Source organism: Paenibacillus pabuli NBRC 13638 (assembly GCF_001514495.1).
GTDB classification, from domain to species: Bacteria; Bacillota; Bacilli; order Paenibacillales; family Paenibacillaceae; genus Paenibacillus; species Paenibacillus pabuli.
In genome coordinates this window covers 85,499-105,029 of sequence record NZ_BCNM01000016.1, presented here as the reverse complement: position 1 = coordinate 105,029, position 19,531 = coordinate 85,499, and the positions used below count along the sequence as shown (strand labels likewise).

The 19,531-nt window shown below is 47.0% G+C and carries 16 protein-coding genes; 14 read left to right on the top strand and 2 right to left on the bottom strand.

Annotated features, from left to right (window positions below):
- The first annotated feature begins 64 nt into the window (after nt 1-64).
- Together PPA03S_RS21125 and PPA03S_RS21120 are read left to right on the top strand one after the other, a co-directional pair.
- Complete coding sequence (locus PPA03S_RS21125; RefSeq protein WP_062325955.1) at nt 65-973, top strand: aldo/keto reductase; 909 nt, start codon at nt 65-67, stop codon at nt 971-973.
- 104 nt (nt 974-1,077) lie between these two features.
- Nucleotides 1,078-1,404: a thioredoxin family protein gene (locus PPA03S_RS21120; RefSeq protein ID WP_062325954.1), complete on the top strand. Its 327-nt coding sequence runs from the start codon at nt 1,078-1,080 to the stop codon at nt 1,402-1,404.
- Nucleotides 1,405-1,936: 532 nt separating this feature from the next.
- Here the strand turns inward: PPA03S_RS21120 and PPA03S_RS21110 are convergent.
- Nucleotides 1,937-2,725 (bottom strand): undecaprenyl-diphosphate phosphatase, encoded by a 789-nt coding sequence (locus PPA03S_RS21110; protein WP_062326021.1) that lies wholly within the window; start codon nt 2,723-2,725, stop codon nt 1,937-1,939.
- Between the two features lie 244 nt (nt 2,726-2,969).
- Here PPA03S_RS21110 and PPA03S_RS21105 point away from each other — a divergent pair, with 244 nt between their 5' ends.
- From PPA03S_RS21105 to PPA03S_RS21085, 5 genes are all read left to right on the top strand, one after another.
- Complete coding sequence (locus tag PPA03S_RS21105) at nt 2,970-3,602, top strand: TetR/AcrR family transcriptional regulator (protein WP_062325952.1); 633 nt, start codon at nt 2,970-2,972, stop codon at nt 3,600-3,602.
- 180 nt (nt 3,603-3,782) lie between these two features.
- The gene (locus PPA03S_RS21100; protein WP_062325951.1) at nt 3,783-4,634 is read left to right on the top strand and encodes a substrate-binding periplasmic protein; all 852 of its coding nucleotides are present in this window, start codon (nt 3,783-3,785) and stop codon (nt 4,632-4,634) included.
- Nucleotides 4,635-4,665: 31 nt separating this feature from the next.
- On the top strand, nt 4,666-5,310 hold the full coding sequence (locus PPA03S_RS21095; protein WP_062325950.1) for an amino acid ABC transporter permease: 645 nt from the start codon (nt 4,666-4,668) through the stop codon (nt 5,308-5,310).
- Nucleotides 5,311-5,326: 16 nt separating this feature from the next.
- The gene (locus tag PPA03S_RS21090; protein ID WP_062325949.1) at nt 5,327-6,073 is read left to right on the top strand and encodes an amino acid ABC transporter ATP-binding protein; all 747 of its coding nucleotides are present in this window, start codon (nt 5,327-5,329) and stop codon (nt 6,071-6,073) included.
- A gap of 147 nt (nt 6,074-6,220) precedes the next feature.
- On the top strand, nt 6,221-6,643 hold the full coding sequence (locus PPA03S_RS21085; RefSeq protein WP_062325947.1) for an OsmC family protein: 423 nt from the start codon (nt 6,221-6,223) through the stop codon (nt 6,641-6,643).
- A gap of 95 nt (nt 6,644-6,738) precedes the next feature.
- On the opposite strand, the gene PPA03S_RS21080 is transcribed toward PPA03S_RS21085, so the two are convergent.
- Entirely contained in the window at nt 6,739-7,353 is a 615-nt protein-coding gene (locus PPA03S_RS21080) for a TetR/AcrR family transcriptional regulator (RefSeq protein ID WP_062325945.1), read from the bottom strand.
- A gap of 143 nt (nt 7,354-7,496) precedes the next feature.
- On the opposite strand from PPA03S_RS21080, the gene PPA03S_RS21075 reads away from it, so the two are divergent.
- From PPA03S_RS21075 to PPA03S_RS21045, 7 genes are all read left to right on the top strand, one after another.
- Nucleotides 7,497-8,675: an MFS transporter gene (locus PPA03S_RS21075; protein WP_062325944.1), complete on the top strand. Its 1,179-nt coding sequence runs from the start codon at nt 7,497-7,499 to the stop codon at nt 8,673-8,675.
- 198 nt (nt 8,676-8,873) lie between these two features.
- Entirely contained in the window at nt 8,874-10,664 is a 1,791-nt protein-coding gene (locus PPA03S_RS21070; protein ID WP_062325942.1) for a sensor histidine kinase, read from the top strand.
- Nucleotides 10,657-12,267 (top strand): response regulator transcription factor, encoded by a 1,611-nt coding sequence (locus tag PPA03S_RS21065; protein WP_062325940.1) that lies wholly within the window; start codon nt 10,657-10,659, stop codon nt 12,265-12,267. The genes PPA03S_RS21070 and PPA03S_RS21065 overlap by 8 nt, the downstream gene beginning before the upstream one ends.
- A gap of 223 nt (nt 12,268-12,490) precedes the next feature.
- Nucleotides 12,491-15,409: a glycoside hydrolase family 2 gene (locus tag PPA03S_RS21060; protein ID WP_062325938.1), complete on the top strand. Its 2,919-nt coding sequence runs from the start codon at nt 12,491-12,493 to the stop codon at nt 15,407-15,409.
- Nucleotides 15,410-15,686: 277 nt separating this feature from the next.
- Nucleotides 15,687-16,670, top strand: a complete 984-nt coding sequence (locus PPA03S_RS21055) for an ABC transporter permease (protein ID WP_062325937.1) — start codon at nt 15,687-15,689, stop codon at nt 16,668-16,670.
- A gap of 12 nt (nt 16,671-16,682) precedes the next feature.
- Complete coding sequence (locus PPA03S_RS21050) at nt 16,683-17,585, top strand: carbohydrate ABC transporter permease (RefSeq protein ID WP_062325935.1); 903 nt, start codon at nt 16,683-16,685, stop codon at nt 17,583-17,585.
- Between the two features lie 183 nt (nt 17,586-17,768).
- Entirely contained in the window at nt 17,769-19,457 is a 1,689-nt protein-coding gene (locus tag PPA03S_RS21045; protein WP_062325933.1) for an ABC transporter substrate-binding protein, read from the top strand.
- Nucleotides 19,458-19,531 lie beyond the last annotated feature (74 nt).

Sequence of the window (19,531 nt, the reverse complement as noted above, 5' to 3'; positions counted from 1 at the left end):
GATTTTTGCCAGCAAGAATGATACAATGTAAACTTGCAGAACGTATGAAAGGGGAGTATGACATATGAAGAAAAATCGTCTGGGTTCGTCTGAACTTATGGTTGGCGAGATTGGACTCGGCTGTATGTCGCTTGGAATCGAAGAAAAACCAGCGATATCCCTGATTCATGAAGCATTGGATCATGGTGTTAATCTTCTGGATACCGCTGATCTGTATGATGCCGGTCGCAACGAGGAAATTGTGGGCAAGGCCATCCAGGGACGTCGGGATCAGGTCATTGTGGCAACAAAGGTTGGTAATCGTCGCATACCGGGAAAAGAAGGCTGGTCATGGGACCCATCCAAAGCCTATATCAAACAGGCTGTACGAGACAGCCTGAAACGGCTGCAGACGGATTATATTGATCTGTATCAGCTGCATGGTGGCACAATGGATGATCCCATCGAAGAGACGATCGAAGCCTTTGAGGAGCTGAAGCAGGAAGGGTTTATCCGGTATTATGGCATATCCTCCATCCGTCCCAATGTGATTCGGGAATATGTACGGAGGGCTTCCATTGTTAGTGTGATGAATCAGTACAGCGTTGCGGATCGCAGGGCTGAAGAGGAAGTATTGCCTTTATTGGAGCAAAAGGGCATTAGTGTGATCGCTCGTGGACCCGTGGCAAGCGGGGTTCTCGCCGATTCTGGTGCTGCCAAGGCGGATAAGGGTTATCTGGACTATACACCTGAGGAATTGCACATCATACGCAAAGGCCTGAGCCGTTTGGTTATAGACAATCGCAGCATGGCTCAAACGGCTATTCGTTATGCACTAGCACATCCGGCTGTTGCCGCTGTCGTGCCAGGGGCCAGTTCGAGGGAGCAGTTGTTGCATAATATTGCGGCTTCGGAGTCCGCACCACTTACGGCTGCGGAGATTAACGAAATACGGGAGCTCAGTCCCGCCAATCTGTACAAGCAGCATCGGTAAACATTTGTCAGCCTATTTTCAATTGTAACTATACGAGGTACAATAGAGTTGAGCTATAAAGATTATAATGATTATAAAGAAAACGACCAAGGGAGAGATAACATATGGAAAGAATTCAAAGTGAACAACAATATCGTGATACTATCAATTCTGACGGTCTTACCGTCATTAAATTTGATACAACCTGGTGTCCAGATTGCAAAAACCTCGATCGCTTTATCGGGGACGTTATTGACCAGCATGCGGATAAAACCTTCTATGCCCTGGATGCAGAAGAGTTCCTGCCTTTTGCTGAAGAGAACGGTGTACGCGGCATTCCAAGCCTGCTCGTATTTCAGAACGGCAAGAAAATCGCACATTTGCATAGTAAATGGGCTAAAACGCCTGCTCAAATCTCCGAGTACCTGGATACACTTGAGTCCAAGGTATAAATATCATTAGTCGTATATACCTGATCGATTTGAACACCTTCCAACACATGATTGTGATGGAAGGTGTTTTTTGCTGTTTATTTCGATGCATCAAGGGCTTGTTAAGAATTTGTTCAGGCCATCTCCGTATAATGTATATTACAAACTGGTGAATATTGGAGTGAAAGAGATCATTATGAGTAAAACGATTTTTGAGGAAATGCATCAGCTCAGCCACAATGATGACCAAAGATACCGATTGTTAATGAGAGGTGTGAAAAAAAGGCTGGAGGAGCAAAAACAGAGAAGGTACAGTCTGATCGGAAAGATTAAAAATCATCAGAATTATAGAAATCAATATAGAAACATTCAAGTTAAAGAGTGGTGCTGAGTCAGCTTAACTTCTATAGAATATTAGACCCAAGTCCGTTGTACATATCGCCTTTATAATGCTTATTCCAAAGCAAACGAAAAACCAAAGCCAATGGCTAATTCAGTTCCAAAGGAAGCTGAGATTATGATTGGCTTTGGTTTACTTGTTTTGAAAATCAAGTTACATGATAAAAATGATAAAGAATACGGCTGCCAGCACGAAGCGATAGATTGCAAAGACGGTCAGACTCAGTTTTTTCAAAATGGACAGGAACGTCTTGATGGCAAGCATGGCTACGATAAATGCGACTATGAATCCAACGGCAAAGATAGGGAAATCGCTGGTATTCAGGTGATCGATACTTTTGTATAGATCATATCCTGTGGCTCCAATCATAATCGGGACAGAGACCAGGAATGTAAATTCCGCCGCAGCAACCCGGCTTATCCCTGCAAACATTCCACCGGAGATCGTTGAACCCGAACGGGAGAAGCCTGGCCATAATGCGAGAATCTGAAAAAGTCCCACCACAAATGCCTGTTTATACGTAATATCGTCTACATCATGGGTTGTGATGCGCTCACTTCGATGGCTCCATCGTTCAGCGACAATCATCAGAATACCACCAATAACAAGACTGTACAGCACCGTTTGGGCTCCAAACAGATGCGCTTTGATCCAGTCCCGGAATACAAGTCCAATGACTACGGCTGGAACCATGGCCAAAAAGATATGTATAAGGTTCAGACGGGAGGTGTAACTCCTTTTGCCTCCGGTGAAGCGGAACATATCAATGAATTTGTTCCAGTACAGTACCACGACAGCAAGTACAGCTCCGAGCTGCACAACCACCTCAAACGTTTTGACTGACTCGTTGCCCTCCGATAATCCCAGCAAGTGGGCAGTCAGAATCATGTGTCCGGTTGAGGACACGGGCAAAAACTCAGTTAAACCTTCGATGATGCCCATAATAATAGATGATATAAAGTCCAATTTCTCTTCCTCCTTGAAATACAGATGACAGCATACAGGCTGTCATACGGTTGACAGTGCCCGTTCATTTTAGAACAAAGCTATCATCTATTATGCTATCAAATGCGTTCAACTTCAACTTACGCTTGTAATGAATGGTGTAAAACCATATTGACAAAAACCTAGTTATCCCATAGGATATACATTAACTGACTGACTGATCAATCGGGAGGGCAAGCAGATGACCAAAATTAACCATTTGGAACCTGGAGAAGAACGCCGGGACCAAATTATACGCATAGCGATGGAGCGTTTCGCAACCCAGGGCTACCACCAGACGAAAATTTCCGATATTGTCCGTGAAGCTGGCGTCGCGCAAGGCACCTTTTACTGGCACTTCAAAAGTAAGGAAGCCATTGCCTCGGAGATTGTGTTAACCGGCAGGGAGAAGCTGCTTGAAGCGATCGGGCAGGGCTATCGCAAGGATGCCGGATCGGTTGAGGATATGGTGAGGGCTTCGGAAAAGCTATTTACCGACCTGTTCTCCTTCGCCGCGGACAATCGGTACTTTATGGAATTGTTGCTTAGAGGCATCGTTTCTGAGGATTCGGTGCGTCGACTGGTTGAGGAGACACGGGGGGCGGTGGAGCAGGCTTTTCGTCACAACATGGCACGAGCTATTGAGCTTGGCATGCTGCCTGAGGGAATGGATGTCCCACTTCGTGCCGCACTGCTGGTGAGCATGATTGAAGGCATGATTTCGCGCTGGCTGTTCGGATCGGAGGAACTGCACAGCGATTTCTCGTCGATGACAGCAGCAACGCTCGCAGCTGAGGCCGCAAGCTTTGAGTTTTACGGATTGCTCGGTACATAAATATGTGCTGGCACTGCAGGATGATTTTCAGATAACAGGATTAAATATTCACATGATTAAGCCAGCAGCAGGGAATAATGGATACAACTGCAGCTTAAGGACAAAAGACACAAGAAAAAAGAAACAAGAAACCGAAGTTTCAACAAGACATGACTACATGCATGAGAGGAAGTTAACGACATGAACAAAACATATGCAAAGAAATCTCGCAAAGGCTGGACTTTAACAGCCCTGTTGCTAATGACGGTGCTGGTACTGAGCGCTTGTGGCAGTAAAGCTACGGATAATGGAAACAGTAATGGAGCACAGGCGAACAATGAACTGGAGCAGATCAAATCGGCGGGTACCATGAAAGTCGGCATGATGGGAACCTATCCTCCATACAACTTCCTGAATGACAAGAAAGAAATGGACGGCTTCGATGCTGATATCGCGCGTGAGGTTGCCAAGCGTCTTGGTGTAAAGGTTGAGTTTGTATCCCAGGAGTTCTCGGGGCTCACACCAAGTCTGCAATCCAAAAAGCTGGATGCGATTATCAGCCAGATGACGATTACCGATGACCGCAAAAAAGTACTGGATTTCAGTGATCCATACATTACTAATGATGTAAAAATCATCGTGAAAAAAGAAAATAATGATATCGCCAAGCTGGAAGATTTTAAAGGGAAAACGGTCGGCGTAGGCCTTGGGACCAATGATGAAACCTATCTTCGTAACGAAGTGCTGCCCAAAGTCGGCGATTTCACGATCAAGACCTATGATGATGTCATCACATCATTGAAAGATTTGGACGCTGGGCGGATCGATGCAACGATTAACAATCTGTATGCGCTGAAACCTATTGTAGATGCGAATGGCTTCAATATCAAAGCCGTAGGTGAACCCATCAAGAGTGACCAAGCAGGCATCGCTGTTCGTAAAGACAATCCGGAACTTGTAGCTGCTCTGAACGATGCACTGAAAGGCATGAAGGACGATGGCACGTACAATACCATTTTCAAAAAGTGGTTTGGTGAAGAGCCTGCGCAATAATGAACCGGCAGGGCGAAGGGAAGTTTGATCCATGGAACTGGTATTTGAGAATATCCCCTTCTTTCTGAAGGGGGCGTATTACACGCTGTATGTAACTGTCATTTCAATGTTCTTTGCTTTTATCATCGGAGTGCTGGTCGCGATTGCACGTCTGAAAGGACCGATGTGGCTCAGAATGATCGCCCGATTCTATGTATCCATCATGCGGGGAACCCCGTTGTTGGTGCAATTATTCGTTATTTACTATGGATTGGTTGATTATGGTGTAACCTTGGGCTCGCTTACAGCCGCCTGTCTTGGGCTCAGTTTGAACGCAGGTGCGTTTCTCTCTGAGACATTCCGGGGAGCCATTCAGGCAGTACCGAAGGGACAGACGGAGGCTGCATATGCGACGGGCATGACACCAGCTCAAACGATGAGACGAATCGTATTCCCGCAGGCTGTGCGTATTGCTATTCCACCGATGGGCAACACATTTATCGGGATGCTGAAAGAAACGTCACTTGTAGCAGCCCTCGGGGTTACGGAGCTGCTTCGCTCGGCCCAGCTGCTTGTGGCGCAATATTATGTTAACATGCCGTTTTATCTGGCGATTGGCGTGATCTACTGGATCATGAGTATCGGCTTCTCGGCCATTCTGGAACAAGTGGAGCGCCGGCTGGCCCGGGCTTACTGATAGGAGGGGAGAACCGGTGATTACAACCACAGGACTGACCAAACGTTTTGGGAAAAATGAAGTTCTCACAAATATAGATTTGCATGTTGATGCGAAGGATATCGTTGTTCTGCTGGGACCCAGTGGTTCAGGCAAGAGTACGCTGCTGCGCTGTCTGAACGGTCTGGAAGAGCTCTCTGGCGGGAAGATCGAAGTGAATGGTGTTGTCGTCGACAGTGCCGATTCACAGCGAATTCAGCGGGCACGGGTGCTGGAGATCCGTCGCCAGACCGGCATGGTATTCCAGCAGTTCAACCTTTATCCGCACAAGACGGTGCTGGGCAATGTGATGGAAGGCCTCGTGACAGTGAAAAAAACTAAGCGGGACGAGGCAGCCGCGCGGGCCCGGATTCTGCTGGATCGGGTTGGCCTGTCGGACAAGCAGGATGCATATCCATCCCGATTATCCGGTGGGCAGCAACAACGGGTGGCTATTGCGCGTGCGCTGGCGATGGAGCCTGAAGTGATGCTGTTTGACGAGCCTACCTCAGCCCTGGATCCCGAACTGGTGGGAGAAGTGCTCTCCGTTATGAAGGAGTTGGCACAGGAAGGCATGACGATGCTTGTCGTAACGCATGAGTTGAAGTTTGCCCGAAATGTGGCTAACAAAATTGTATTTATGGCGGATGGATCCATTGTGGAAGAAGCAAGTCCGCAGGCCTTTTTTGAACACCCAATCCAGGAGCGGACACGTCGTTTCTTGCAGCAAATTACTGAATTCTAAGAATTCTCAGAGATAAGCAGACTGGTGAAGGGAACGGAATCGATTCTGAAGAAGCGCAGCGTTCGCCTTTGTCTCCGAATGAACGATCCGTACCCGGAACGGTTATCTGCAGAGCGTAAACTATTCTAAGAAAGAAGGATAAACATCATGAATGTAACAACCGTATGGAAAGGCAAACGCGCGTTTACTTCGGAAGGACCCTCTGGCTACGCGGTCGGCATGGATGCCACAGCTGCTTATGGTGGTGACAGCAAGGGTGCTACACCCATGGAATTGTTACTGGCAGGTCTCGGAGGCTGTATGGGGATCGATATCACGATGATTCTGGACGCCTTCCTGGACAAAATTACAGGAATCGAGATTGAAGCACAGGGTACACGCAGTGAAGATATGCCAAAAGGTTTTACCTCCATTGACCTGATCTTCAAGGTGGACGGCGATATCCCGGATTATCGCATCTGGAAAGCGATCCAGATGGCGGAGGAGAAGTATTGTGCAGTCTCCGCTTCCCTGAGCGCCGATATTCATCCCAAACTAATTCTGAATGGGGTAGACACTCCCCGTCCATAACAACACAGCAGTAAACAATATACTGAAAAGGCACTTCCAATCGTGGGAGTGCCTTTTTTTGGCTTGTACAACACTTTAACAGTTAGTAGGTGGAATCAGGCTAAATGCGGAACAAGCTGGTCCCAGATGCCCATAATTTCCGTGATAGCCTGCTCAATCAAGGCAAGAGGGACGCCGTCCCGGGCTTGTGTAGATATGCCTTGCATAAAAGTGTCAAATACGGTGGTCAGCATGACCACATTCGTGGATGCAGGAAGATCACCGAGATCCACAGCACGCTGGATACAATCCTGCAGACGGCTGCGTGTCAGCTTTCTTTTGTCCGCGGTAACGTCACGGATATGATTGTTTTTGGAAGAACATGTACTGGCTGACAGCACTATCAAACAGCCCATTGGATGTGCGCTGTCCGTTTGCATTTTGGCGGTACTTCTTAACGTGGTTTCAATCGCTTCTCTGGGAGACAGTGTGAGATCCGAGAAGCTTTCCGTGACACGTCCAAAGGTACCCATATATCGTTCGACCGCTTCTTTATACAGGGCTTCTTTGGATTCAAAGGCTGCATAGAAACTGGCTGCTGAAATATCCCCCATGGCTGCTCGAAGTTGAAGTAATGAGGTGGCCTCGAATCCTTGCTCCCAAAAGAGCATCATCGCCTGCAACAGTGCTTCATCTCGATCAAAAATACGCGGACGTCCAGTTCTTGCCATAAGAGATTCCCCCTTGGGTTTTCTTAATTATATACTAATCGATCCATAAGTCATTGACAAGGTGAGGCGAGCTGAATAATATAAGGAATGATCGATCCATAATTCGATAGCTTGACTACACTATCCTAAAAGGAGCTGCACTGATGTCTGATATATCTTCTCATCGTTTTCCGTGGTTAGGACTGCTGGCTTTGGCCATGGCAGGTTTTATTGCTATTATGACCGAAACGCTTCCTGCGGGGTTACTGCCTCAAATTAAAGAAGGGCTCCAGGTCTCTGAGGCAGGGGCTGGGCAGCTTGTCACCTTTTATGCTGTGGGGTCTCTGGTTGCCGCGATACCTGTCGCTGTGCTGACAAGGGGCTGGCGACGTCGTCCGCTTTTACTTCTGTCGATCATCGGCTTTCTGGTTTTTAACACCATTACAGCCCTCTCGTACAACTATGTACTGACACTTGCCGCTCGCTTTTTGGCCGGTGTCGCTGCCGGTGTCTCCTGGGGTCTGATTGGCAGTTATGCACTGCGCATGGTACCTGAACATCTCAAGGGCAGGGGCATGGCTGTTGCGATGATTGGTACACCGATTGCCTTATCGTTCGGTGTTCCGGCAGGTACGCTGCTGGGTTCCTTTATGGGCTGGCGCTCGGTATTCTGGCTGATGTCCTTGCTGGCGTTTATACTGATTTTCTGGGTGCTCTGGAAAGTCCCCGATTATCCGGGACAGTCAGCTGATAAGCGCGTCTCTGCAATACAGGTGCTGTTCACCCCTGGTGTAATTCCCATTTTGACCGTCGTTTTGGCTTGGATGCTGGCTCATAATATTCTGTATACCTATATTGCTCCTTTCCTCGCCGATGTCGGTCTGGAATCAAAGGTTGGACTCATGTTACTTATATTTGGCTTGCTGGCTTTGGTGGGCATTTGGATTACAGGCATTCTCATTGATCGGTGGTTACGTCTGCTGGTTCTCATAAGTCTTGCGGGTTTCGCGTTGATCTCTCTGGTATTGGGCCTTTGGAGTGAGTACGCTGCGGTTATCTTTGGTTCTGTTGCGCTGTGGGGCCTGACTTTTGGCGGTGCGGCTACCCTGCTGCAGACCGCACTTGCTCAAGCTGCCGGGGAACAGGGTGTAGATATCGTCATGCCAATCAACACAACCGTTTGGAATCTGGCTATTGCCCTTGGCGGAATGGCGGGAGGCGTTCTTCTGAATCAATGGGGGGCATCGTCCTTTACCTGGGCCATCCTGTTCCTATCACTTGTGGCCTTAATTGTTGCGCAGCGTGCCAAAGGACATGGATTCCGCTCAGCACGCAGCCGTTAAGCAATCTGTTTTTATTCCAACATTCATTAGAATGAGCTACACAACCTTCACGTTTGTTTTATCAATCAGCATACTGCCTTTTTTTGGAGCCCTCTTGCAGGGCTTTTGCTGTTGTGTGGTATGATAAATTGGAAGCACAGGAACAGAATATCCTGCTCCCTATATGTAAGCGCTTATAAGACGACGGAAGGTGCAGATATGTTAAAAAGGCTGATACGAACATCCAACAATCTCAAAATAAAGCATAAATTGCTCATATCCTATGTACTTGTCGTCATGATTCCTGTACTGATCATCGGACTTGCCGTGACGGGATACTTTCGCAAGCAGGCGCTCGATAACGCGATTGGACAGACGATCAATAACGTGGACAGAATCAAGAGCCAGACCGCTACGCTGCTCCGTGTGCCAACGGATATTTCCAATATTCTGATGTTCAACAATGAGCTGAAGGAGATTGTGAACAAACGATATCAAAGCGTTGTGGAGCTGACATCAGCCTACCTCGCCTACAAAGATTTTCAGGAATACAAGCGTCTGTACCGTGAGGTTGCAGGTATCCGATTTTACTCGACCAATCCGACGCTAATCAACAATCTTGAATTCATTCCGGTAGACGAACAGACCAAAGAGAGCTATTGGTACCAGAAGGCACTCACCACAACCAGCATTGGCTGGTTTTACATCCCGGACAAGGGGGATAATCCTGTGCATAAGCTCAGTTTGGTCCGCAAAGTGCCTTTTGCCGAATATCGGTCCGAGGGCGTGCTGATGATTGTGATCAATCAGGAAGAGCTGAATGGACTGTTACGTCAGGAGCCGTTCGAGACGTTGATTACGGACGAGCAGGGTTATGTGGTTGCGGCCAAAAATACCGATCTGGTCGGTAAAACGCTGAATGAATTGAATTTTGGCGTTGATTTGCAAAATCAGGCAAAAGGCACCATTTCAGCTGATTTTCAGGGGGAGCCTTCCAACATTGTCATTGATGAGTTGGGTCCTGGATCAAGCATGAACAGCCTGAAGATCATTTCGGTGTTTGCTACCAAAAATATTGTCAAAGATGCCAATACAATTAGTTTGATCGGCATGCTGTTTATTACGCTTGTGCTGGTCATTGCATTGCTGCTGGTATACATTATTTCATTTCTCACATCGAATCGGCTGCTGCGCCTCAGTAAACATCTGAACAAGCTTGCGCTGGGTGACCTGAATGTCACCTCCCGTATTGACGGGAATGATGAAATCGGGCAGCTGTCGAGGCAGTTCAATTACATGGTGAAGAGTATTAACGAACTGATGACTCAAGTGGTAGAAGCGACCGAACAGAACAATCAATTGGAAATCGCGCAGAAAGAGATTAAACTGAAAATGATGGCAAGCCAGATCAATCCTCATTTTTTGTTTAACGCTTTGGAGTCGATCCGCATGAAAGCCCATATCAAAGGGGAGGCGGAGATTGCCAATATCGTCAGGCTTTTGGGCAAGCTGATGCGCAAAAGTCTTGAGATTGGCAGCGGCAAAACGACCTTCAGAGCCGAACTGGAGATGGTACGTTCCTATCTGGAAATTCAGAAATTCCGTTACGGCGACCGACTTGCTTTCCAAATCCATATCGATCCGGAGGTGGAGAAGATGTACATCCCTCCGTTGATCATTCAGCCTTTGGTGGAGAATGCCATCGTGCACGGTTTGGAAAATAAAGAGGGCACGGTCCATGTGAGTATAAATATTCGTTTGGTGGAAGAACTGGTCCAGGTGCGTGTCAATGACGATGGAGCAGGCATTGCGCCGGAACGTCTGGCGGAAGTGAGGCAGTTCATCTGTGGACCGGAAGAACAGGAGAAGAGCCGGATTGGCATGCGTAATGTACATCAACGCTTGACGTTAACTTACGGTGAACCATACGGATTACAGATTACGAGTATGTACGGGGAAGGAACAGAGGTTTCTTTCACCTTGCCAGCAGGAGGGGACCAGCATGTATAAAGTGTTTTTGGTAGATGATGAACCGAGCATACGTGAAGGACTGACAACCATTATTGAATGGGAAAAATATGGATTCCAGGTGGTTGGTACAGCTGCCAGCGGGCGTGAGGCTATTACCCGCTTTGAGGAGCTGAAACCGGATCTGACCATCATTGATATTCGCATGCCCGGCATGACCGGATTGGATGTCATCGAAGAAGTCCGACAGCATCATCCGGGTTCGCACTTTTTGATCCTCAGTGGATATGCCGATTTTGATTATGCGAAGAAAGCCATCAGTTTTGGAGTGGATGGGTATCTGCTCAAACCGGTGGACGAAGATGAAATCATCAGTGAGCTGGAACGAATTGCTGCGTTGTTGACGCGGGAACGAGAGACTCTGGCGCGTCATGCTGGTGAGGATACAGCTTATCGTGAACATCAGATCGAGGCCTTGCTGTTTGATAGTCTGGAAGGTGCAGGAACCGTGGAAGCCAATGCACTGGGGTTGAACTGGGCGCAGTATCAAATTGTGCTGATGGAGATGCATGCTGCACCTGACTTACAGCGTGGAAGTGTAGTGAAACGCAGACTTGCTGAAGCTTTTGACCAGAAGGATCGGGGGATCGTATTTTCGTTTCACTCTGGGCTGGGCCTATTATGCAAAGAACCGATTCTAACCACGCAATCTGCCCAGAATTTCTATGAAGAGCTTGAAGGATTGTTGGAAGAATGGAATATTCACATGTATGCGGCAGCTGGTCAAGCTGTGAACTCCACCGCTGACATAGCCCAATCTTATAATCAGGCAAACGGTGTGTTGGGCGGACGTTTTCTGTTCGCGGAAAAACGCGTTATGTTGTGGGACGAAGGGGATAAGGGCTTCATTGTGATTGAATCAGCTGGTAACGCTGGGGACGAAGAACGTGCTGAACCGGATGAAGCAGAATTGGCAGACAAGCTGTATTATGCGCTGGACATCCGAAGCAATGAGTCAGTGATGCGGGTACTTACCGAGATGGAAGAACGCTTCGTTCCATATCATCAGACAGAACAGGCGATTAAGACGGCGTTCTCGCAGGTATTTTCACTGGCTATTAACAAACTGGCGGCTTCCAATCAGCATATGTACTCCATTATGCAGGAACATTCCGTTCTTATTACAGAGGTATATCATCAATTAACGTTGCTGGATCTCAAAATCATGGCAGCGGAACATCTGAACAGGCTAATTCAACGGATGGGCGGCGGCAGCAAGGATACGGTACTGAAACAGATGATTGAATTCATTCGTCGAAACCCTGGGGAGAATCTGAAGCTGGAGGTACTTGCTGAGGTATTCAACTACAATAGCAGTTATCTGGGCAAGCTGTTCAAAAATCATACCGGAGAGTATTTCAATGCGTTTCTGGACAAGGTTCGGATGGAAAAGGCGAAGGAACTGCTCGACGAAGGATTAAAGGTACACCAGGTTGCCGCGAGAGTGGGTTATGCCAACGTGGACTACTTCCACGGCAAATTCAAGAAGTACGTAGGTGAATCACCTTCTGCTTATAAACAAGCCAAAGAGCATGCCAGGTTGCAGCAATCCAAGGATCAGTCCAAAGAAGTTAACGAAGAGTAAAAATGATGATTCGATAGAGGCTATTTCATATCGTTCAGGGGTTTATTTACTCTATTGGACGAGAATGATTTGACCACTAAAAATAAAACGTTTTCGTAAATCTGTGGATTGTACATTCTAGAATCCAGATATAGTCCATCGAGATCCTGTTATAAGCAATGGTGTCCACCTGCCTGACATTTTAAACTGAATGTACCTATATCAGTATGAGGAGGGACAGCAGTTGAATATATCCAATAAATATGCTCTCCGCCACACGTTTAACTTGAATGGGACATGGCAATTTTGCCTGGATTCGAAGGCTCTGGAGTCCTCGTATGAGCAATATCTTCCTCCTATACAATCGGATGATCAGACGATCTGGGAAGAGATTCAAATCCCTGGTTCCTGGGAGGAACAGGGATATGGTGATGAGCCTGAATATCAAAGGATGGATACATGGACGAAAGTTCGTGAGTATGAGGGGGCAGCCTGGTACGCCAAGGATGTGCATATTCCGGTTGGTGATCCGGGCTGCAGATATGTATTCAGACTGAAAGGAGTCCGCTGGACGACCAACGTCTGGATCAATGGATGTTATGCCGGACAACAGGATAGTCTTCTGACTCATCAGGAATGGGATATAACCTCTTTCATGAAGGAAGGGGGCATGAATCGAATTGATCTGCGTGTGGATAATACGATGAAGTATCCTTTGGCTGGAAGTCACATTCATTCATTACACACAGCTACGACTTGGGGCGGCATTACAGGCGGAGCCTTTTTGGATCGTCTGCCTCCACACCGAATCCAACAATTTCGACTGCAACCGGAGCGGATAAAAGGCACATTATCCGTTCATTGTTTTGTAAGCGCTCCCGTGAAACGGTCTGGGAAAAGACTTCAATTGCATATGGATATTCAGCATCCTACCGGAAGGTGGCTTCCCCGCTGCAGCTGCGACGTGGAGATGGACCATCCGAACGTACCTGCATCTGTTGATGCCACTGGTAATATGAGTGAAGTAATCCGCGAAGTACAGGATTGGCAATTAGAGCTAGGCGAAGGAGAGGACATTGCACTGTGGTCGGATGAATCTCCTGCATTGTACAGGGCAGTCATCTGTCTGCATGATGGTGAGCAAGAGTTGGATCGGATGGAAGAGATATTTGGTGTGCGTTCTTTTGCTGTTAAGGGGCAACAGTTAGAATTAAACGACACACCGGTGTTTCTGCGCGGTTATGTGGATTGCTGTATCTTTCCGCTCACGGGTTATCCAGTCTGGGATAAAGAGCATTATAACCAACAGTTTCGAATCGCCAAATCATATGGCTTCAATCATGTACGTCTGCATGGATGGAGCGCCCCTGAGCCTTTTTGGGAAGCTGCTGACGAAGAAGGGATGCTGGTTCAGGCAGAGCTGCCGCATTGGTCGCGATTATTCGAGCAACGGGGACAGTCCGCACCCGCTGAAGTGTTATCCTATTTGACAAACGAACTGGAAGGGCTTTTGCAGGTTCTGCACAAACATCCGTCTTTTGTTATGTTCTCCATGGGCAATGAACTCATTGGTCCCAATGGTCATCCTGAATTGAATGAATTGGTACAGCGGGCGAGGCACTTGGACCCGACTCGGTTGTATACCGATAATACAGGCTTTGGCCAACTTCCGGCTCAAGGGCGGGAAGCTGACTATTACATCCAGTCCTTGAACTGGCATCCGCCTCTCGAGTCCGAGCTTTCCGCTATACCTGATACGACTCTGGACTATCATGCTGTAACCCGACTTGCGGATCGTCCAGTTGTGGGACATGAGCACGCACAGTTTACGATGTATGTTCGTCCCCAGGAACGACAGAAGTATACAGGGGTTCTGCGTCCAAGCTGGCTGCAGCCGATTGAAGAGTCGTTGTCACGCAAGGGATTGACCGCAGATCTGGAGAACTTCCAGCAAGCCAGTGGAATACATCTGGTTCGTTCATTAAAAGAAGCCATGGAGCGTATACGCCGTACTGAAGGTGCTGCTGGTGTACAGCTGCTGGATATTCGGGATTTTCCTGGGCAGGGTCATGCCACCACAGGTATTCTGGATGTGTTCTGGGAAAGCAAGGGCATTATTGAACCAGCAGTATTCAGGCAATTCAATGCAAATGTAGTGCTGTTGTTGAGCTGCAGCGAGCGTACATTTTATGCAGGAGAGGCCATATGTATTGAAGCACGTATATCTCATTATGGACAGACAGTGATACGCGATGCGAGTATTCATTGGCGGCTTGTCAGCGAAGATGTGATTCTGGACGAAGGGATATTACATTGTGGGAAGCTAAGTTGTGGCGAGATACACGATGCTGGCAGACTGAAGACTCATGCCCCACTGGCAGGGGCATCCTCCTTTTACATCGAAGCGGAGCTGAGAGCGGGGGATTCAGAGAGTATTGCCACCAATGTATGGCATGGTTGGTCGTTTCCTTTATATCAGACAAACTCCACCTCCAATCGGATCTGGAGCAGCGTGGACGAACTGCAGCCCTATCTTCTCGGAGCTCATCATGATCAGGTTGACCACCTGGATGGCAGTGCAATATTGAAAAATCGGGAGCAAGAACTGGTCATCATACATTCGCTTACGCCGAACGCACTCGACTACTTGATCAACGGCGGCAGTGTTTGGCTTCATACACACTCGCATGATTTATATGACCGGGTGGAGACCAAGTATCTACCTGTATTTTGGAATTATCTCATGTTTGCAACGCAGCCGGGAGCGACGATGGGCATGCATTTACAGGATTCAGTACCTTTGCTCGGCTCCTTCCCGTATGATCGGGCTTCGGATTGGCACTGGTACCATCTGGTGAATGGTGCACCAGCCATATGTCTGGATACATTGGAGGGTGTGCAGCCACTCATTGAGGTGATCGATCATTTTCACAGAGGGAAGCGTCTTGCTTACGTCTTTGAGGCAAAAGTGGGAAAGGGAAAATTACTTGTATCCTCATTGCCATTTACGGATACATCTTTAATGAAACGACCCGAGGCAGCTTACCTGTTTCAGGAGATGGTCTCTTATCTGCTCGGAGAGGAGTTTCACCCCGAATCTTCCATATCTGTAGGAGAACTGTTGGGTACAGTGAAGTTAAACACCATCCGTTTTGCCCTCTAAACCCAAGGACCGTTAAGGTCCTTTTTCTTTTGCCATTTTTATAAAGTAACCGATTTCTATAAAACGTTTTCGTATATTTCCATTTTAATTTATATTTCCCTTTTATTTTAAATTATTAATAGAAGATGGCGTCAAAATCACTGATTTGGAAGAAATAATATCGGATTATAGGGGGGCATATCTAATTTTTATATGATTTTCTCTAAAATCCAGATGGTATTTTGAAAACGCTCTATCAGGTATGATTAATTTATAAAACAGAGGAGGGGGAACGGAGATGGAAACGCTAACAAAAAAATCCGCTTCCACGAAAAGAAGCAATGACCCCAAACCGCCAACACAAAACCGGCGGAACAGAATTTGGGACAGCATGAAACAGCAGAAGTATCTCTATCTCATGTCATTGCCATTCGTAGTTTGGGTTTTTGTATTCAACTATCTGCCACTATGGGGATGGACGATGGCATTCCAAAATTATAAACCGGCCAGATCGTTCGGCGATCAAGAGTGGGTTGGTTTTAAACACTTTGTAGAGTTGTTCAGTGATGATCGTTTCTATCTGGTACTTCGGAATACGCTTGCAATGAGCTTGATGGGACTGGTTGTCGGTTTTGTCGTGCCGATTTTCTTTGCCATTCTCCTGAATGAGATGAGAGGCATGTTCTTCAAGCGTGCAGTGCAAACGGTATCATATCTGCCTCACTTTGTATCCTGGGTCGTTGTGGCAGGGATTATTACCAAGATGCTCTCCACCGATGGAGGGATTATCAATGACATTTTGGTAAACCTAAACATTATTGATCAGCCGATTCAATTCATGGCCAAAGGGAACCTGTTTTGGTACATTGTAACCGCTTCAGATGTTTGGAAAGAAACAGGCTGGAATGCCATCATCTATCTGGCAGCCATTACGGGTATTGACCAAGAATTGTACGAGGCTTCCCGTGTCGACGGAGCGAACCGTTGGAGACAAATGTGGCATATCACACTTCCAGGTATTCGAACCACGATTTCCGTACTGTTAATCATGTCCATCGGGCATCTGGTCAGTATCGGAATGGAGAAACAGTTACTGCTGGGTAACAGCCTGGTCACCGATTACGCGGAAGTCCTTGATCTATATGCGCTCAATTATGGTTTGAATATGGGACGGTTCTCATATGGTACCGCCATAGGCATATTCAACTCCGTTGTCAGTATCATCCTTCTGTTTACTGCGAACGGCTTGTTCAAAAAAATCACCAAAGAAAGCATCATGTAGGGGGGAGAAATTATGGCGAACAAAGCATTCAATGCTACTCGGGGCGATAAAGTGTTCGATATATTCAACATCCTTGCGATGACCCTGGTGCTTATCGTAACTTTATATCCATTCCTTAACGTACTGGCCATCTCGCTCAATAATTCGACGGATACGGTACGCGGCGGAATATACTTGTGGCCTCGTGAATTCACGTTGCAGAACTATAAAACGATTTTCCAATATGAAGGCTTGCTGCAAGGTTTGCAGATTTCCATTCTGCGTACGATTGTAGGTACTGTGCTTGGTTTGATCAGTTCTTCGATGATCGCCTTTACGCTTAGTAGACCTGACTTCGGTCTTAGAAAATTCGTTTCCACTACGCTGGCACTCACGATGTACTTCTCCGGTGGTCTGATTCCAGTATACCTGCTGATGCGTGACCTTCACCTGATCGGTACATTCTGGGTATATGTATTGCCAGGTATGATCAGTGCATTTAACGTGTTCATCATCCGTTCATTCATTGATGGCTTGCCGTATGCCTTGCAGGAATCGGCAAAACTGGACGGTGCGAACGACTTTACGATTTACTACAAAATTATTTTGCCACTCTGTAAACCGGTATTGGCAACGATTGCCTTGTTCCTGGCAGTAGGCCAATGGAATGCCTGGTTGGATACGTATCTGTATAACGGCTCAAAAGCGCATCTGACCACGCTCCAATATGAGCTGATGAAAGTACTGCAAAGTACGCAGCAGGGCTCGGGCGCTGGACGAAATGCCAATGATATGGCACAGCAGATGACACAGATTTCGCCGGAATCGATCAAAATGGCGATCACGATCGTTGTTACGGTTCCAATCCTGATTGTATATCCTTTCCTGCAAAAGTATTTTGTAGGTGGTATGACATTGGGTGCAGTAAAAGCATAAGCAAGTTTGTACAGGTTGCCACATAGAGCGGCCGTACATTAAAAAAAGCATCAGGATATCCGAAGCGCAGCCATTTGGTCTGCGCTTCACCGTATAGGGCTGCGGAGCGGTATCCATGAAGCTATAGACAGGGACAAAAAAGTCCCGGATAAGACAGACATATGAAATGGGAGGATTACCATTATGGCAAGCAACAAAATGAAGATTGCACTGGCTCCAGTGCTTGCGATGTCTTTACTCGCAGGTTGCGGTGGAGGAAATAGCGGCGAAACGTCGTTTAAGGACACAAGCGGTGATACGACTCCGATTACATTCAGCTTTTTTAGCGTGGACCCCAGTCCGAACTGGAACGGCATGAAAGATGAGGTAGGCCAGGTACTTACGGAGAAAACAGGTGTAACCCTCAATGGTGAATTTGCCGTTAGCGGTGGTCAGGATAAAATATCTTTAATGGCAGCGAGTGGAGATTATCCGGATATCGTGTCACCCAAAGGAGAGCTAAGCAAGCTCGTGGATGCCGGAGCCATGTTGGATCTGACAGATCTGATCAATCAATATGCTCCCAATCTGAAGAAGCTGTATGGTAATTACATGGACCGGTTGAAATACAGCAATGAGGATCAGGCAATTTATGTGCTGCCAACGTATTATGCGGTAGATCAGAAGTACTTTGATGCAGGCGGCGGATTTGGTATTCAGCATCGTGTATTAAAAGAGTTGGGATATCCCGAAGTGCGTACGTTGCAGGATTATGAAAATGTGTTGAAGGCATATAAGGAGAAACATCCAACGATTGATGGCCAGCCAACAATTCCGTTATCCCTAGACGCTGATGACTGGAGAATCATGATTACGGTAACAAATCCGGCCTTCCAGGCAACAGGCGCTCCGGATGACGGTGAATACTACATCAATCCAGAAACGTATGAAGCCATGCTGCATTATAAACGTCCAGAGGAAAAGGAGTACTTCCGCTGGTTGAACCATATGTACAGCGAAGGATTGCTTGATCAGGACAGCTTTGTACAAAAAACAGACCAATATAAATCCAAAATTGCAAGTGGACGTGTACTGGGTGTCATTGACCAGGATTGGGGATACTCTGATGCAGAGAATGCTTTGAAATCTGCCGGTAAGGATGAGGCGACATATTCTCACTTCCCTGTAACACTGTCCAAGGACATCAAAGACCATTCCTATCAGGATCCTGGCTTTGTATCCGGGTGGGGTGTAGGCATTTCAACAACGAATCCGGACCCGGTTCGTACAATCAAATTCTTTGATTACCTCGCTTCTGAAGAAGGGCAGGTGCTGATGAACTGGGGGATTGAAGGCAAACAGTACGAAGTGAAAGATGGCAAACGTGTGATTCCTGCCGATGTGCTGGATCAAAAGACAAACAATGCTGCCGTATTTCAGAAGGAAACAGGTATTGGCCTCTACACCAATATGACGGGTCACTATGGAGATGGTGTTAAAGATTCGACTGACAACTATTATACAGCGAATTTCCCTGAGCAGATTGTAGCAGCCTATTCCGATGCGGAGAAAGAGACACTCAAAGCATACGGTGCTACAACGTGGAAAGACCTGTTCCCTAGTGAAGATGAATTCCAGGTTAAGCCGTGGGGGGCAGCGTATAATCTGCCGACGCCTGGTGACTCGGACTACAATGTAATTTTCCAAAAAACACAGGATATTATCCGTAAACGCATTCCAGAAGCGATTCTCAGTTCCCCAGATCAATTCGATGCCATTTATGATGGAATGATTGCCGAGCTGAATAAGGCCGGAGCGGAAAAAATGGAACAGCAATACACTGAACTGGTGCAAAACCGTGTGAAATTGTGGAACGGTGAAGCGAGCAAGTAATTCGTTTTAGCAAGCCGATTTTTTTGAGATCAAGAACCCAGGAAACTGGGTTCTTTTTATATCTAAAACGTTTT

Excerpts from the sequence above, each read along its gene's own strand:
- PPA03S_RS21125 (WP_062325955.1), top strand. The coding sequence starts at position 65 with ATGAAGAAAAATCGTCTGGGTTCGTCTGAACTTATGGTTGGCGAGATT.
- PPA03S_RS21070 (WP_062325942.1), top strand. The coding sequence starts at position 8,874 with ATGTTAAAAAGGCTGATACGAACATCCAACAATCTCAAAATAAAGCAT.
- PPA03S_RS21045 (WP_062325933.1), top strand. The coding sequence starts at position 17,769 with ATGGCAAGCAACAAAATGAAGATTGCACTGGCTCCAGTGCTTGCGATG.
- PPA03S_RS21095 (WP_062325950.1), top strand. The coding sequence starts at position 4,666 with ATGGAACTGGTATTTGAGAATATCCCCTTCTTTCTGAAGGGGGCGTAT.
- PPA03S_RS21085 (WP_062325947.1), top strand. The coding sequence starts at position 6,221 with ATGAATGTAACAACCGTATGGAAAGGCAAACGCGCGTTTACTTCGGAA.
- PPA03S_RS21075 (WP_062325944.1), top strand. The coding sequence starts at position 7,497 with ATGTCTGATATATCTTCTCATCGTTTTCCGTGGTTAGGACTGCTGGCT.
- PPA03S_RS21120 (WP_062325954.1), top strand. The coding sequence starts at position 1,078 with ATGGAAAGAATTCAAAGTGAACAACAATATCGTGATACTATCAATTCT.
- PPA03S_RS21110 (WP_062326021.1), bottom strand. The coding sequence starts at position 2,725 with ATGGGCATCATCGAAGGTTTAACTGAGTTTTTGCCCGTGTCCTCAACC.
- PPA03S_RS21055 (WP_062325937.1), top strand. The coding sequence starts at position 15,687 with ATGGAAACGCTAACAAAAAAATCCGCTTCCACGAAAAGAAGCAATGAC.
- PPA03S_RS21080 (WP_062325945.1), bottom strand. The coding sequence starts at position 7,353 with ATGGCAAGAACTGGACGTCCGCGTATTTTTGATCGAGATGAAGCACTG.
- PPA03S_RS21050 (WP_062325935.1), top strand. The coding sequence starts at position 16,683 with ATGGCGAACAAAGCATTCAATGCTACTCGGGGCGATAAAGTGTTCGAT.
- PPA03S_RS21065 (WP_062325940.1), top strand. The coding sequence starts at position 10,657 with ATGTATAAAGTGTTTTTGGTAGATGATGAACCGAGCATACGTGAAGGA.
- PPA03S_RS21105 (WP_062325952.1), top strand. The coding sequence starts at position 2,970 with ATGACCAAAATTAACCATTTGGAACCTGGAGAAGAACGCCGGGACCAA.
- PPA03S_RS21100 (WP_062325951.1), top strand. The coding sequence starts at position 3,783 with ATGAACAAAACATATGCAAAGAAATCTCGCAAAGGCTGGACTTTAACA.